Genomic DNA, 15,495 nt, shown 5'->3' on the forward strand with positions numbered 1-15,495 from the left:
CAGCAGGCCGATGCCCACACACTCGGAAACCCGCCAGATGCCCTATTCGGCGCAGCAGATGTACAATCTGGTGGCCGACGTCGCGCAGTACCCGAAATTCTTGCCCTGGTGTGCCGCAGCCCGCATCCGCAGCCGCGCACCGATGGGCGAGGCTGAGGTGATGGAAGCGGATTTGGTGATCTCCTTCAAAGTGTTCCGGGAACGTTTTGGCAGCCGGGTGACGCTGTATCCGGGCGCGCGCAAGATCGATACCGAATATCTGGACGGACCGTTCCGACATATGAAATCCCACTGGGCCTTTGCCCCGCGCGAGGACGGATCTTGCGACGTGTCTTTCTTTGTCGATTTCGAATTTAGGAACGCGGTGCTGCAGGGCATCATCGGCGTGGTTTTCAACGAGGCGATGCAGCGCATCGTGCGCGCTTTTGAACGCCGGGCGGCGGAGCTCTACACCTGACACAGGCTTTGGCCGGAATTTTTTGGTTTGACCTGAGGCCCACTTGAAGTTGTGTCGACTCTGGTCTCAAGATCAATCAGGAAGGATTTCGGCGGGATGGAACAGGATTTTTGGCAGGCGCGCTGGCGCGAGAACCGGATCGGCTTTCACGAAGGCGCGCCCAACACCCTGCTGACGCGGCATTTTGCGAATCTGGGCTTGCACGCCGGCCAGTCAGTTTTTGTGCCGCTTTGCGGTAAGGCGCTGGACCTGGACTGGCTGTGCACTCAAGGGTTGCGGGTGTCCGGGGTTGAATTCAATCAGGGCGCAGTTGAGGAGGTCTTTGGCCGGCAAGGGCTGGCGCCAGAATTGACCCGGGAAGGAGACCTTACTCGGTTCCACGCGGGTGCGTTGACTCTTTTTGCGGGTGACTTCTTTGCACTGACCTCGGCGCATATTGGCCAGGTGGATGTGGTTTACGACCGGGCGGCATTGGTGGCGGTCAAGCCTGAGGATCGCGAGGCCTATGCTGCGCACATCAACAGGATTGCAGGCCCGGCACAACAATTTCTGGTCGGGTTTGACTATGATCAGTCTTTGATGCAGGGACCGCCGTTTTCGGTGCCAGGTGAGACCGTGCAGGTATTGTATCAGGAAACCCATTCAATCACGCTTGTCGAGGAACGCGCGGCAGACGGCCGGATCGGCGAGCGCTGCAATGCGCTGGAACAGGCCTGGCTGCTGAAACCGCTGGCTTAGAACGCAAGACGGGCCCCCGAAGGGACCCGCCCGGTGCGGAAATTGCACCGTCTGCCGTGAGTGGCGGCATACGTCACAGCCAGGGTCAGCTGTTCATGTCATACGCACGCTCGCCATGTACAGATAGATCGAGGCCGTTGGTCTCGCTTTCAAGATCCACGCGCAGGGATGTGATCAAAGCGGAGACTTTGACCAGCACGATGGTCACAACAACGGTGAAGATGCCGACGATCACCAGCGCACCCAATTGCGCGGCCCAGGCACCGGCGCCGAAAACGGCGATCATGATTGTGCCAAAGATGCCGCCGACGCCATGCACGGCAAACACATCCAGCGTGTCGTCAATCTGCATCTTGTTGCGGATCAGGTTGACCATTTCCTGACACAGCACGCCGGCAATAGCGCCGATGATCAGTGCTTCCACCGGGCCGACAAAGCCGGAGGCAGGGGTGATTGATGCAAGGCCTGCGATGGTGCCGGTCACCAGCCCAACGAGGGAGGCCTTGCCGTATTTGATCTTTTCCCAAAACGCCCAGGAGAGCGAAGCCGTGGCGGCAGAAAGATGGGTCACGGTCAGCGCCATTGCAGCACCGCCATCAGCGGCCAGTTGCGAGCCGCCGTTGAAGCCGAACCAGCCAACCCACAGCATCGCGGCCCCGATCATCACATAGCCGGGATTGTGCGGCGGGATGGTGCGGTTTTTACGCGGGCCGAGGAAAAAGGCGATGATCAGTGCAGCCAGGCCTGCGGTTTCATGCACCACGATGCCGCCGGCAAAGTCTTTGACGCCGGTCTCACCGAAGATGCCGCCATCCGCCAGAAAGCCGCCACCCCAGATCCAATGCACCACTGGCGCATAGCACAGCAGCATCCAGAGGCCTGAGAACACGAGAACGAAGCCGAAGCCTACGCGCTCCACATAGGCGCCGACGATCAGCGCGGGCGTGATGATGGCAAATGTCATTTGGAAGGCAAAGAACAGAACCTCGGGCAGGGTGCCCGACAGGCTGCCGGCGGTGACGCCGTTGAGGAACATCTTGTCCAGCCCGCCCCAGATGCCGGAGGTGCCGCCGCCAAAAGCGATGGTGTAGCCGAAGGCCAGCCACAGAACGCTCATCAAACAGGCAATGGCGTAGCAATGCATGAAGACGCTGAGCACATTTCGGGCACGTACCAGCCCGCCGTAAAACAGGGCCAGCCCTGGCAGTGTCATAAACAGGACCAGGGCCGTGGCCACTATGATCCATGCGGTGTCCGCTCCGTTCATCCGTCTGTTCCTTCCCCTCAAAAACCGGTGGGATCAGGAAAAAGCGTAAGCGGCGCGCAGAAAAAAGAGGCGGGTGCCGGAACGGCGCACAAAATGCGGGCTTTTGCAGGAGTGCTGAAAAATTGAGCGCTGCCGCGGGTCAGCTGCCCGTTTCGCGTTCGATTTGGGAAATGGCCTGCGCCAGCAGTTCCAGCGCGTGGTCGCAGGTGGCGGCGCGGACATTTGCGCGGCCGATGGCACCGAATTCGACGGTTTCAGTCTCGGCCGCCCGGCCTGTGCGGGCCAGGCCAAAGCAGACGCGGCCCTCGGGTTTGAACTCCGATCCTCCAGGGCCTGCGATGCCGGTGACAGAAACAGCCAGGGTGACGCCCGCGTTCCGCACTGCGCCGATCGCCATTTCCGCGGCGACTTCCTCGCTGACGGCGCCCACGGCGTCCAACGTATCTGCGCTGACCCCCAGCATCTGCATCTTGGCGGCGTTGGAATAGGTGACAAAGCCCCGGTCCACCACAGCGGAGGAGCCGGGAATATCGGTGAGCGCTGCCGCAATCATGCCTCCGGTGCAGCTCTCAGCCGTGGCGATGGTGATGCCTGCAGCAGCCGCGCGTTTGATCAGCTCACCCGTGTCCATGCTTACATTCCCAAAACGCCGTGCGACAGGAAGGCGAGCGCGGCGACACAGATGGCGGCCAGGATTCCCGCGATTATATCATCCATCATAACGCCTGTTGCGCCCTTCTGCCGGTCGGCCCAGCCGACGGGGCCGGGTTTCAAGATGTCGAACAGGCGGAACAGCACAAAGGCGGCAATCCAGCCCGGCCACAACGCGGTGATCTCGATGCTATGCAGCCATGCCGGCAGGGAAATGGCCCAAAGCGCAATCCATTGACCCGCGACCTCATCCACCACGATTTCCGACGGGTCGTGGTCAGCGCTGCCCGCGGTCATTACCTTGGTGGCCCAGATACCGGCGGGAATGCTGGCCAGCGTTGCCAACGCCAGCAGAGGGAAGCCGCCCAGCTGGTGCAGCCCGTAGGCCAGCGGCAGCGCGGCCAGCGAGCCCCAGGTGCCGGGGGCGGGGCGCAGATAGCCAACGCCGCAGACGGTGCCGATTGCTTGCGCCGGGGTCATGCCTTCACCAGGGCGGCAGTTGCCAGTGCCGCGATGCCCTCGCCGCGGCCGGTGAAGCCGAGGCGTTCGGAGGTGGTCGCCTTGATCGAGACACGGTCCGCATCGATGCCCAGGATTTCGGCCATCACTTTGCGCATCTTTGCAGCGTGAGGGCCGACCTTGGGGTATTCACAAACGAGGGTGCAATCGACATTCGACAGGGTGAACCCCATCTCGCGCGCCAGGTTGGCGGCGTGGCGCAGGAAGATCTCGCTGGCGGCGCCTTTCCACTGCGGGTCGGAGGGCGGGAAATGCTGGCCGATGTCGCCGCGCGCCAGGGCGCCATAGATGGCGTCGGTCACCGCGTGCATGCCGACATCGGCGTCGGAGTGGCCCTGCAGGGTTTTCTCATGCGGGATTTCCACCCCGCAAAGGATCACGCTGTCACCGGGGCCGAAGCGGTGCACGTCGTAGCCGTTGCCAAGCCTGATGTCCATGTCAGCTCCCAGAATGCGGCCCGCCCGGGTGAAATCCTCGGGGCGGGTGATTTTGATATTGTCCGGCTCGCCCGGAATGATGCGGACGTCAAGTCCTGCGGCGCGCGCCACCTCCACGTCATCCGCGGCGCCGCCAGGATGGGCCTTATGGGCGGCAAGGATGGCCTCATAGCGAAAGCCTTGCGGGGTTTGCGCCGCAAACAGTCCGTTGCGGTCCTGAGTTCCTGTGACAGTGCCGTCTGTTCCAGTCCACAAAGCATCCGTAACGGCAAGTGCAGGAGCTGCAGCAGATGTCTCGTCCAAGGCGTTGATAATGTTGTGGATCAGGTCGGTGCCGACGCAGGGTCGGGCGGCATCATGGATCAGTACCTTGTCCACATAATGCGGCTTCAGCGCTTGCAAGCCGTTCATGACGGAGGCTGCACGCTCAGCACCGCCTTCGGCCAGGATCAGGTCGGGTTTGCCGGAGAATTCTTCCCAGGCTTCCTGATCAGCAGCAGAGAGGACAAGCGCGGTGAGGTCCACGCCCGCCTTTTCAAAGGCTTCGAGGGTCCAGTCTATCACCCGGCGTCCCTTCAGCGGGCGCCATTGCTTGGGTGTGCAGCCGCCTGCGCGGGTGCCGCGGCCGGCAGCGACGATCAGGGCGGCTGTTGTCATGCGGTCCTCGTCCGATAGGTCCCGCATTGTTTATGAGGTGGCGCAGGAAGTGGCAATCACCCTGCGGAATGTGCTTAAAAAATAGGCAAATGAAGTTCAGGAACCGCTTGCGGAGGCGCATTTCATTGCTGCATAGCAAGTGCTTCGGGTAAAAACCTCTCAGTTGCACAAGGATTAGGCAGTTGTCCTTCACGCTTGGAACCACCTCTATGTCCCCGCCGATTGCGCTGGCGCCGATGGCGGGAATCACCGATCGCCCGTTCCGGGACCTGGTCCGCTCCTTTGGAGTTGGGCTGATGGTGAGCGAGATGGTAGCCAGCCAAGAGATGGTGCAGGCCAAGCCCGGCGTGCGCGAACGCGCCGAGCTGAGCGCTGATGCGGAGAACACTGCAGTGCAGCTGGCGGGCCGCGACGAATACTGGATTGCTGAGGCTGCGAAGCAAGTTGCCGGGCAGGGCGCACGGATCATCGACATCAACATGGGCTGCCCGGCCAAAAAGGTGACCAATGGTTATTCCGGCTCAGCCTTGTTGAAAACACCGGATCACGCGTTGAATCTAATCGAGGCTGTGGTGAAAGCTGTCGATGTGCCGGTCACACTGAAAACCCGGCTGGGCTGGGACGGCAATTGCCTGAACGCGCCGGATGTGGCGCGACGCGCCTGCGAGGCCGGGGTGCAGATGATTACGATTCATGGCCGCACCCGCTGCCAGTTTTATAAGGGTTCGGCGGATTGGAAGGCGATCCGGACGGTGAAGGAGGCAGTCAACGTGCCACTGCTGGCCAATGGCGACATTGTGGATACTGCGAGTGCACGGCAGGCGCTGAATCTCTCCGGTGCGAACGGAGTGATGATCGGGCGCGGGGCTGAAGGCAAGCCTTGGCTGCTGGCAGAGGTGGCACATCGCATCTGGGGCACACCGGCGCCAGAGGTTCCAGAAGGAAATGCGTTTATCGAAATGGTTTCAGATCATTATCGGGCAATGCTCGACTTCTACGGGCCCGATCTGGGCGTGCGCGTTGCCCGTAAGCATCTGGGCTGGTACATGGATGAGGCCGGAACCGGATCAGCCATGCGCCGGGCGGTGCTGACAGAGAAAAAACCGGCAGAAGTCCTTGCCCTTATTCCGGAGGCTCTGAGTGTGCAACAGCCGGAAGCCGCCGCATGAGGGATAGTGCCGCCCTCTGGGCCTCCTTGCCGGTGCCCGCGTTCTTGATCGACGCTTGGGACAGGATCGCCGATGTGAATGCGGCGGGTGAGGGGTTTCTGAATACCTCGCGTAAGGCCCTGGTAGGGCAACCCGTCTGGGACACGCTTGCCATTGACGCCCCGATTGAAGAAGCCTTTGCCCGCGCCCGTGTTCAGGGCACGCCGTTGTTCGTGAACGACATCGATGTCGGTTCGGGAAGCCGGGCGCCACTGCAATGCGGGGTGCAGATCGCGCCCTTGCAAGGGCAGGACAGGGTGATGCTGCTGATGGTCACCCCGCGGGAACTGGCCGGGCGGATGACACAGACCCATTCCGCCAAATCCGCCGCTGCCTCGGCCATTGGGATGGCGGAAATGCTGGCGCACGAGATTAAGAACCCGCTGGCGGGAATCACTGGCGCGGCCCAGCTATTGAGTATGAACCTGAGTTCTGAAGACTTGGAACTGACTGAACTGATCGTCAGCGAAAGCCGCCGGATCGTGAAACTTCTGGATCAGGTGGAGCAGTTCGGCAATCTGACCGAGCCGGCGTTCAAGCCGGTGAACCTGCATGATGTGCTGGACCGGGCCCGGCGGTCGGCGCTGCTGGGCTTCGGTGCCCGTATGACCATAACGGAAAACTACGACCCCTCGCTGCCGATGGCCTGGGGCGATGCGGACCAGCTGCTGCAAGTGGTGTTGAACCTTCTCAAGAATGCCTCGGAAGCGGCTGATTCGAAGGGGGGGAAAGTGTCCATCCGCACTTTCTACGAACACTCCTTCCGGCTGCGCCGCAGTGACGGAACCGGCAAGCTGCTGCCTTTGCAGATCGAGATCACCGACGATGGTCCAGGGCTGCCGGACAAAATCAAAGATGACATTTTCGACCCGTTTGTATCGGGCCGGGAAAATGGCACCGGGCTGGGGCTTGCGTTGGTGAGCAAGATTATCTCGGAACACAATGGCTGGATATCCGTAAGCTCGGTTCCCGGGCGCACGGTGTTCCGGCTGTCGCTGTCGCGCGTGCCGCGTGACGCAAAACCGCAGGAGAGCTGATCCATGGACGGCACCGTTCTGGTCGCAGATGACGACCGCACAATCCGCACTGTTTTGACCCAGGCACTGACGCGCGCGGGCTGCAAGGTGCATGCGACCTCCTCGCTGACAACGCTGATGCGCTGGGTGGCTGAGGGTAAGGGCGATGCCGTCATTTCAGACGTGATGATGCCTGATGGAAACGGGCTGGAGATGCTGCCCAAGATCCAGGCCGACCGGCCCGGCCTGCCGGTGATTGTGATTTCGGCGCAGAACACCATCATGACTGCCATCAAGGCAGAGGAAGCCGAGGCATATGATTACCTGCCTAAGCCCTTTGATCTGCCGGAGCTGATGAAGCGCACCGCCAAGGCACTGGCAGCCAAACGGGTGGCGCCTGTTGCCTCGAAGACCGCGGTGCAAGACCATCCGGAAGAGCTGCCGTTGATTGGACGCAGCGAGGTCATGCAAGCGTTGTACCGGCTGATTGCGCGGGTGATGAATACTGAGCTTCCGCTGTTGATCACTGGTGAAAGCGGCACCGGCAAGTCTCTGATTGCGCAAGCTATTCATGACTTTTCAGACCGGCGGACTTTGCCCTTTATCCACGCGGATGCGGCGGCATTGATCGAGCTGGAAGGCCCGGCGCGGCTGCTGGCCCAGGCCAAAGGCGGCTCGCTGGTGATTGACGAATTGGCGGACCTTCCGGAAGAAGCGCAGGCTCGGCTGGTGCGGATGATGGACACACCGGGCGACCATGCCCCGCGCTTCATTGCGTCCAGTCAGAAAGACCTGACCGCGGCCATGGAGGCCGGTGAGCTGCGCCAGGATCTCTACTACCGGATCTGCGGCACCGCGCTGCATGTGCCGGCGTTGCGTGAGCGGGTGGAGGATATTCCGCTGCTGGCGGAGCATTTTCTGATCCGGGCCGAGAACGAAGGCGCGCCGCACCGCGAGCTGAGCGAGGGCGCGCGCGAAGCGCTGCGCCATTTCGGCTGGCCTGGCAACGTCCGCCAGCTGGAAAACACCGTCCGGCGACTGGCGTTGACGGCCCGCGGCGAGGAAATCAGCCAGGCCGATGCCGCCGCTGTGCTGGGGCCGCAGAGCGGGCCGGAGCCCGCGGTGGCTGGCCTTGCCAATGAAAAGCTTTCTGAGTCGGTGGGTCGTCATCTGCAGCGGTATTTCGATCTGCATGGCGACTTGCTGCCACCGCCAGGCCTCTATATGCGGCTGCTGCGCGAAGTAGAGACGCCGCTGATCGAAATCGCGCTGGCGGCGACCGGCGGCAACCAGGCAAAATGCGCCGAATTGCTGGGGATAAACCGGAATACTTTGCGAAAGAAGATCACCGATCTGGATATTGAGGTGACACGCCGCCGCAAACTGATGTAATATCGCCACAGAAATGTGACCTTGTTGTGAATTTCCTAGGCAGGGCCACGAGATATGGCGGTGACTCGCAAAGAGTCGCACATCAGGATGAGGGCAGTCAGTGGCGCATAAGTCACATCTGAGGGCGGCATACGGGCCTTTTGCGGCCTTGGACCGGTGGCGGAGAACCCGCCGGGCGCGCAATATCGGTACCATCGGCCTGGTTCTGCTGGGACCGGTGCTGGCGCTGGCGACCTTCCTGATTATCGGCCCGTTCGGGCAAGGAGCATCTTCCCGGCCATTGCGGCTGATTCTGCTGGCCGACCTGGTTTATATTCTCACCATCGCAGCGCTGGTTATGGCCCAGATCGTTCGGCTGTTTGCGGCGCGGCGCTCCAAATCAGCGGGATCCCGCCTGCATCTAAGGCTGATCGGCGCCTTTGGATTTCTGGCGCTGATCCCCACCGTCATCGTCGCTGTGTTTGCCGTGCTGACGGTGAATGTCGGGCTTGAGGGCTGGTTTTCCCAGCGGGTGCGGCAGGTGATCGGCAGTTCGCTGGCGGCGGCGGACGCCTATCAGGCGCAGCAGAAAAACGACCTGAGCGAAGATGCCCGGGCACTGGCGCGCTATCTGGATAACAGCCGTGCTCGCAGTTTCTTCATCAATGATGCTGAGCTTCGTCTGGTGCTGTCACAAGGCCAGCTGCAAATCCAGCGCGGGCTGCGCGAAGCTTATATTGTCGACAGTGCCGGCCTGATCCGGGCGCGGGGCGAGCGGTCTTACGAGTTCGATTTTGAGAAGCCGAACGACCGCCAGATCGGTGTCGCCCGTGCGGACGGTTTCCTGCTGATCGAGGATTGGAGCAACAGTGAATTCCGCGCGCTGGTGCGGCTGGAGGCGTTTGTCGACCGGTTCCTCTACATCAGCCGCGATGTGGACGGCGAGCTTCTGAACCTTCTGGATGACACCCAGGAAACAGCCCATCTGTATCAGCAGCTGGAAAGCGAGCGCGGCAGGGTGCTGTTTGAATTTGCGCTGCTCTATCTCGGTTTTGCAGTGATCCTGATCCTTGCGGCGATGTGGCTGGGTATGTGGTTTGCCGAACGGCTGTCACGTCCGGTCGGACGGTTGACGGTGGCGGCGCAGCGGGTTGGTTCCGGCAATCTGGATGTGCAGGTGCCGATTGATGACGGCGGTGATGAAATCTCCCAATTGGGTCAGTATTTCAATCAGATGACGCGCGAACTTAAGGCGCAGCACGGGCGCCTTGTGGACAATACCCGCCAGATTGAACGCCGCCGCCGCCTGTTCGACTCGGTGCTGTCATCCGTGACGTCCGGGGTTGTCGGGCTGGATGCCGACGGGCGTGTCACCTTTGTGAACCGCTCGGCTGAGCGGCTTCTGGACTGGCAGGAGGATCAGCAATCGCTGGCGCTGTCTGTAGCAGTGCCGGAGTTCGGGCCGCTGTTTGTGGAATTGATCGAAACCAGCGCCGAAGTGGTGCAAGAGGAAATCAAAGTTACTCGTCAGGGCCGGCTTGAAAACCTGCTGGTTCGGATGTCGCCGCGCCGGTCGGAACAGGGCCGGTTGGAAGGTTATGTGGTGGCATTTGATGATGTGACCGACCTTGTCAGCGCCCAGCGGATGGCGGCCTGGGGCGATGTGGCGCGCCGGATTGCCCATGAGATCAAGAACCCGCTGACCCCGATCCAGCTGAGCGCGGAGCGGATCAAACGCAAATTCGCTCCCAAACTGGGTGAGGAGAACAGCGATCAGCTGCAATCCATGACTGATGTGATCGTGCGCCAGACCAATGATTTGCGCAGGATCGTCGATGAATTCTCGAAATTCGCCCGCATGCCGGAACCGGAGCGGCGCGAAGAGGATCTGGTCAAACTGCTGCGGGATGCAGTCATCCTGCAGCAGCAGGGCCAGCCCGGTGTCCGGATCAAGGCGGAGCTGTCCGAGGCAGCCATGCCTTCGGATCTGGATGCCACAATGATTGGTCAGGCCTTGACCAATCTGATCAAAAACGCAGGCGAAGCCATTGAAAGCCTGCAGATAAAGAAAAACCCGCAGGGGCTGGTGCCGGAAATCCGGGTGGCGGCAGTCAAGGCGGGCAATTTCTATGAAGTCCGTATTGCCGACAACGGCATCGGCTTGCCCGAAGACCGGGCCCGGCTGTTTGAGCCTTATGTGACCACGCGGGATGCGGGCACCGGGCTGGGGCTGCCGATCGTTAAAAAAATCATCGAAGAGCACGGGGGCACGCTGACGCTGGAAGACGCCCCGGTATTCGAGGGACACGCGCATTACGGCGCGATGGCGGTAATCCGCCTGCCCGCCGCAAACCGGGCAGCGGCGCCAAACAAGAGCACAGTGAAAGCAGGTCTGACATGAGTGACATTCTGATTGTAGATGACGAGCGCGACATCCGGGAACTGGTCTCGGATATTCTGGAGGATGAAGGCTACGCCACTCGAAAGGCTGCCAATTCCGACGAATGCATGGCCCGTCTTGAAGACGCCGAGCCGGCGCTGATGATCCTGGATATCTGGCTGAAGGACAGCCAGATGGACGGTATCGATATCCTGAAGGCAGTTAAGCGCGACAATCCGGAAGTTCCGGTGGTGATCATTTCCGGTCACGGCAACATCGAAATTGCTGTCGCAGCGATCAAGCAGGGGGCCTATGATTTCATCGAGAAGCCCTTCAATATCGACCAGCTGATGGTGGTGATCCGCCGCGCCATGGAAACCTCGCGTCTGCGCCGGGAAAATTCGGATCTCAAGCGCAGGGATACAGGCCCGGCGGAAATGATCGGTACCTCTGCGTCGTTCCGGACGTTGATCAGCCAGTTGGACAAGGTGACCAAGTCGAACGGCAGGGTGATGCTGACCGGACCGGCCGGCAGCGGCAAGGAAATTGCCGCACGCTATATTCATGCCAATTCCAACCGGGCGTCCGCGCCTTTTATCACTGTCAACTGTGCCAGTATCGAACCCGACCGGATGGAAGAGGTTCTATTCGGCCGCGAATCCTCCGAGCGCGGGGTGGAACCCGGCTTGCTGGAGCAGGCGCATGGCGGCGTTGTGTTCTTTGATGAAGTTGCCGATATGCCGCTGGGCACCCAGTCCAAAATCCTGCGAGTGCTGGTGGATCAACAGTTCCAGCGGGTTGGCGGTTCGGACAAAATCCGTGTCGATCTGCGGGTGGTTTCCGCCACCAACAAGGACCTGGATGCAGAAATCGAAGCAGGCGGCTTCCGTCAGGAGCTGTATCACCGGTTGAATGTGGTGCCGGTTGCGGTGCCGTCGCTGGCGGACCGGCGCGAGGATATCCCGCTGCTGGCCGGCCATTTCATTGCCCAGTTCAATGAAGCCCAGGGTCTGCCGCTGCGGGTGCTGACCGAAGAGGCGGTGGCGCTGATGCAAACCATGCTGTGGCCGGGCAACGTGCGCCAGCTTAAGAATCTGGTGGAACGGGTGCTGATCCTTGGCGATGGCAGCGGCCCGATCGAGGCCAAGGATTTGCCGCGCGAAGAAGACAAGCCGCAGGAAGAGGGCCGGGTAGTGCTGTCCGGCGCGCTGGCAACGCTGCCGCTGCGCGAGGCGCGGGAGGCGTTTGAGCGCGAATACCTGCTGACCCAGATCAACCGCTTTGGCGGCAACATCAGCCGTACAGCGTCGTTTGTCGGCATGGAGCGTTCAGCGTTGCATCGCAAGCTGAAGTCGCTGGGGGTGGTGACCTCCAACAAGGCAGGTGCCCGGGTGGCGCATGTAGAAGCCGAGGAGGAACAGGCCTGATCAGACCGTCCTTGCGCCTGGCACCACCGGGCGCGGGCGGTACAGCATCACAGGGTCAGAACAGGTCCTGGCGGATCGGGTTCAGCGCAAAATGGACCTGCGCGGCCAGTTGCAGCTGGCTGATGGCATCGCCGGGAACGGTTGCAGGCAGACCTGCTTTGCGCGCCCAATTGCCCAGTTGCTTGCGGGATGCCGGGCCGAACTGGCCGTCGAGGGCAATCCCGGCCCCCAACTGGCGCAGGATGTACTGGGTGCCTGCGGCAACGTCTGTTTCGGCCATGCCGGACAACAGTTCGCGCGCTGCGGCGCGTGCATCGGGATCATTCAAAGCCATGGCCTTGCCTGCCCGCGCAGCAGCAGCATGGGCGGGGATCCGGTTCGGCAGCCTGTTGAGGGCCACCCAGGCGCCGTTCGAACCGCCCCAGGCGTCGCCTCGTGACAGCCCCATGTCATACCATTCCAGTGCTTCGGCTGCGTCGCTGCCGGGCAGGTCGCCGCCCATGATCATCCGGCCGATCTCAGCCGGGGCATGGGGATGGCCCAGCTGTGCGGCCTCGGCGAACAGCGCGCGCGCTTTTTCCTTGTCCACCGCCTGGCCCGCGCCGCCATCGCGGTAGACATAGCCAAGGTTGGCAGTGCCATAGATATCGCCGCGCCCGGCAGAGGCTTGCAGGTAGGAGAAGCCGCGTTCCGGCTGCGCCAGCTCATCGCCGCTCCACAAGAAGAAAACCCCGAGTTCGTTCATCGAATAGGTATGGCCCAGCTCTACCGCGCGACTCAGCAGGTCAAAACCGCGCCGCTTTTCCTCGGGTGTGCTGCTTTTACGCAAAAGCCGCTTGCCGCGGGCGTGCATTGAGAAGGGATCACCTGCCTCAATCCCCTTGTCCCATAGGGCAAAAGCCTTGTCCGGGTTGTAGGGGATGGGCACGGTTTCGCGATCGACATTCGGGGTGACATGCAAATAAGCGACTGCGTTATAGGCGCGGATGTGGTCCAGTTCCGCTGCCTTTTCAAAGGCTTCATAGGCTTCGATCAGGCGGCCCTGACCCTGCAGCGCTCGGCCAAGCTGATAGTGCAGCCGACCGATTTCAGGCGCTGCCCCGACAGCGTCGCGGCAGGCTGTCTCGGCTGCCTTCAGATTGATTTCATTAGGATAGCGGTAAAGGCCAACCCCCTGAAGATCCAGCAGGTCCCCGGCTTCGAGATCGCATTGCCGGGCGATCATTTCCAGGTTCACGGTCACGTCGCGCACTGCCCCGGCCTGCGCCAGACGCAGCACCATCCGGTCCTTGCGGACCTGTCCGCCGTCCTTGCGGGCAGGAAGCTCGGCCAGTTTCGGTGCGTAGCTGAGGCTGAGACCGCCGCTGTCCCCGGTTTGCAGGGATGTCACCCCGGCCGAAGGCGTTTCAACAATCGAAACCGTTGTGCCAGCGGTGACATAGGGGCTGATTTCCGGCGCCAGCTCCAGCGCGCGGCCCAATGGGACTTTCACCGACAGTTCGGCAGGCAGCTGATCAAGGCCGGCCACTGCGGTTTCGGTGTCTGCCGTGGCAATGTTCAATGACCGTTCTGCCGGGCGCAGGTAGACTTTTTGCATCAGCGTTGAGCTTTCCCAGGGCACCTGCGTGTTGCCGGTGGCTGCATAGACATCGCCGCGTATTGCCGAAAGGACGGTCATCGCGTCCTCCTCAGGCCGGTTCGGAAAATGCCGCACGACCGAGGCAGTATAAGGGCTGTTGCCGCCCGGCTCGCCATCCAGTGCCGTGGCGCCGGGGGAGGTGGAAAATGCCACCAGCGTGTTGAGCGGCGGGCGGAACACGTCAAATCCCTCGCGCGCTTCATAGAGCTGGGCGCCGACCTCAGCATTGAGCTTGGCATCCGGCACGGGGTTGTTGCGGCAGGAATCCAGCATCAGGATCTGGCTGCCTGCCTTGCCGCCGAGAATGGCGGAGACGCGGTCAAGGGTGACTGACTGGAAAGGCAGATCGTGAATGCCGGACAGCTCGGCGTCGCTGGTCAGCAGATAGTTGCGCCGCCCCAGCTGGATCCCATGGCCAGCGTAGTAGAAGAACACCTGGCTGCCGTCGCGGATATTGAGGGCGGCCTGGCGCAGCAGCGCCTCAAACCCGCGCTTGTCCAGGTCATAGCCTTCGTAGACCGTATAGCCGAAGGAACTGAGCATCTCCGCCATGGCTTTGGCATCCTGGCGGGTGTTGGTCAGGTCAGTGACGTGGTCGTAGTCCTGAATGCCGACAACGATGGCGGTTTCCGGGGCATTGCCCCGTCCGCTGGTTTCATATGCTGCCTGGTCAACCGGCGCCGCCAGCAGTGCTGTGCCGGATAAAAGGGCTGCTGCAAGGGAAGGGGCTGTGGAACGATGGGGGATCATGGCAGCGCCCGGGGTTAACCCCAGCCTCCGCCGCCGCCGCCACCGCCGGAACCGCCACCTCCGCCACCGCCGGAACCTCCGCCACCGCCGCCTTGATAGGCGGGTTCAGGCGCTTCTTCTGCCGGGATCACCGGGGCCCTGGTCGCCGCTGCAGGTGCCGGCCGCGTTGTCGGCGCGCTGTAAGTTGCAGGTGCCGGCGCCGGGGCTGCCGTAGGTGGAGGGGCAATCGGGGCCACTGGTTCGCAGGCGGCTGTCACAGCTGCAAAAGGCAGCGCGGCAAACAGGAAATGTATCCGCATCGGGTACCTTTCTCCTTGAAATACTGATCAACAAACATTCCGGCATCAGCTTACTTGATCCGGTGACGCAATTCAAAGTTAGCCTGCCGCGCACCTTCGGCAAGGAAGTGACACTAGCCGCCGGTGCGGATGCTGACGCTGCCATCCTTGTTGCGCTGCGCGCAGGATGCTTCGCTCAGCGGGGCCAGCTGCGGCCCGGGCACCGCAGCCGCGTTGCTTCGGGTGCAGCGTTTCAGTGTGATTTGCTGGTAGCCCTTGGCCGTCATGCAGGATTTCTCCAGCCGAAGGCGCAGGGGCTTGTTCACATCCACTGTGTAGATGCCGCCGTCTACCCAATAGCCGGGGCGGTAATAACAGCTGCCGCCGGAACAGACCTTGCGGCCGGGATAAAAAACCGGAGGGTGCTGGCGGATTTCATTCGCGACAGGCGCATCCTGCAGCGCTTGTGCTGCACAGCCGAGTTCATCGCTTTGCAGGCGGGAGACTTCTGCCCCCTGCCTGTAGTAAACAGGAACCGGGCCGCAGGCTGCCGTGCCAAGCAGCAGGACCAAGGCCGCCATGATCGTTCGATCCTTGCACATACGCGAAGAATGGCTGCAATCAGAGCGAGTTACAATTAAATTGACCGTGAAAGCGGCTTCTGTCATTCACATCGGACGAATTTCCGCCAAGGGACACG

General features: G+C 61.7%; 13 protein-coding genes. 7 read left to right on the forward strand and 6 right to left on the reverse strand.

Features of this window, described 5'->3' with window-relative positions; translation table 11 throughout:
* Nucleotides 1–10: 10 nt before the first annotated feature.
* Nucleotides 11–457: a type II toxin-antitoxin system RatA family toxin gene (locus tag AQUI_RS0118560; RefSeq protein ID WP_027258833.1), complete on the forward strand. Its 447-nt coding sequence runs from the start codon at nt 11–13 to the stop codon at nt 455–457.
* Between the two features lie 96 nt (nt 458–553).
* Nucleotides 554–1,195 (forward strand): class I SAM-dependent methyltransferase, encoded by a 642-nt coding sequence (locus AQUI_RS0118565; RefSeq protein WP_027258834.1) that lies wholly within the window; start codon nt 554–556, stop codon nt 1,193–1,195.
* 85 nt (nt 1,196–1,280) lie between these two features.
* Here AQUI_RS0118565 and AQUI_RS0118570 read toward each other — a convergent pair whose 3' ends face one another.
* The 4 genes from AQUI_RS0118570 to AQUI_RS0118585 all read right to left on the reverse strand — a co-directional run bounded on the left by AQUI_RS0118570 (nt 1,281) and on the right by AQUI_RS0118585 (nt 4,726).
* Entirely contained in the window at nt 1,281–2,462 is a 1,182-nt protein-coding gene (locus AQUI_RS0118570) for an ammonium transporter (RefSeq protein WP_027258835.1), read from the reverse strand.
* Nucleotides 2,463–2,601: 139 nt separating this feature from the next.
* Entirely contained in the window at nt 2,602–3,093 is a 492-nt protein-coding gene (locus tag AQUI_RS0118575) for a CinA family protein (RefSeq protein ID WP_027258836.1), read from the reverse strand.
* A 2-nt stretch (nt 3,094–3,095) separates the two neighbouring features.
* On the reverse strand, nt 3,096–3,593 hold the full coding sequence (locus tag AQUI_RS0118580) for a phosphatidylglycerophosphatase A family protein (RefSeq protein ID WP_027258837.1): 498 nt from the start codon (nt 3,591–3,593) through the stop codon (nt 3,096–3,098).
* Nucleotides 3,590–4,726: a bifunctional 2-C-methyl-D-erythritol 4-phosphate cytidylyltransferase/2-C-methyl-D-erythritol 2,4-cyclodiphosphate synthase gene (locus AQUI_RS0118585; RefSeq protein ID WP_027258838.1), complete on the reverse strand. Its 1,137-nt coding sequence runs from the start codon at nt 4,724–4,726 to the stop codon at nt 3,590–3,592. The genes AQUI_RS0118580 and AQUI_RS0118585 overlap by 4 nt, the downstream gene beginning before the upstream one ends.
* 182 nt (nt 4,727–4,908) lie before the next feature.
* On the opposite strand from AQUI_RS0118585, the gene dusB reads away from it, so the two are divergent.
* The 5 genes from dusB (at nt 4,909) to ntrX (ending at nt 12,128) form a co-directional block, all read left to right on the forward strand.
* On the forward strand, nt 4,909–5,895 hold the full coding sequence (dusB, locus tag AQUI_RS0118590) for a tRNA dihydrouridine synthase DusB (protein WP_027258839.1): 987 nt from the start codon (nt 4,909–4,911) through the stop codon (nt 5,893–5,895).
* Entirely contained in the window at nt 5,892–6,971 is a 1,080-nt protein-coding gene (locus tag AQUI_RS0118595; protein WP_027258840.1) for a two-component system sensor histidine kinase NtrB, read from the forward strand. The genes dusB and AQUI_RS0118595 overlap by 4 nt, the downstream gene beginning before the upstream one ends.
* A gap of 3 nt (nt 6,972–6,974) precedes the next feature.
* Nucleotides 6,975–8,342 (forward strand): sigma-54-dependent Fis family transcriptional regulator, encoded by a 1,368-nt coding sequence (locus tag AQUI_RS0118600; RefSeq protein ID WP_027258841.1) that lies wholly within the window; start codon nt 6,975–6,977, stop codon nt 8,340–8,342.
* A gap of 100 nt (nt 8,343–8,442) precedes the next feature.
* Entirely contained in the window at nt 8,443–10,722 is a 2,280-nt protein-coding gene (locus tag AQUI_RS0118605) for a sensor histidine kinase NtrY-like (RefSeq protein ID WP_027258842.1), read from the forward strand.
* Complete coding sequence (ntrX, locus tag AQUI_RS0118610) at nt 10,719–12,128, forward strand: nitrogen assimilation response regulator NtrX (RefSeq protein WP_027258843.1); 1,410 nt, start codon at nt 10,719–10,721, stop codon at nt 12,126–12,128. Before AQUI_RS0118605 ends, ntrX begins: the two co-directional genes overlap by 4 nt.
* A 55-nt stretch (nt 12,129–12,183) precedes the next feature.
* On the opposite strand, the gene AQUI_RS0118615 is transcribed toward ntrX, so the two are convergent.
* Nucleotides 12,184–14,517: a caspase family protein gene (locus AQUI_RS0118615; protein WP_035920081.1), complete on the reverse strand. Its 2,334-nt coding sequence runs from the start codon at nt 14,515–14,517 to the stop codon at nt 12,184–12,186.
* Nucleotides 14,518–14,929: 412 nt separating this feature from the next.
* Complete coding sequence (locus AQUI_RS0118625; RefSeq protein WP_245596944.1) at nt 14,930–15,376, reverse strand: hypothetical protein; 447 nt, start codon at nt 15,374–15,376, stop codon at nt 14,930–14,932.
* Nucleotides 15,377–15,495 lie beyond the last annotated feature (119 nt).

It is taken from the genome of Leisingera aquimarina DSM 24565, assembly GCF_000473165.1.
Taxonomy (GTDB): Bacteria; Pseudomonadota; Alphaproteobacteria; order Rhodobacterales; family Rhodobacteraceae; genus Leisingera; species Leisingera aquimarina.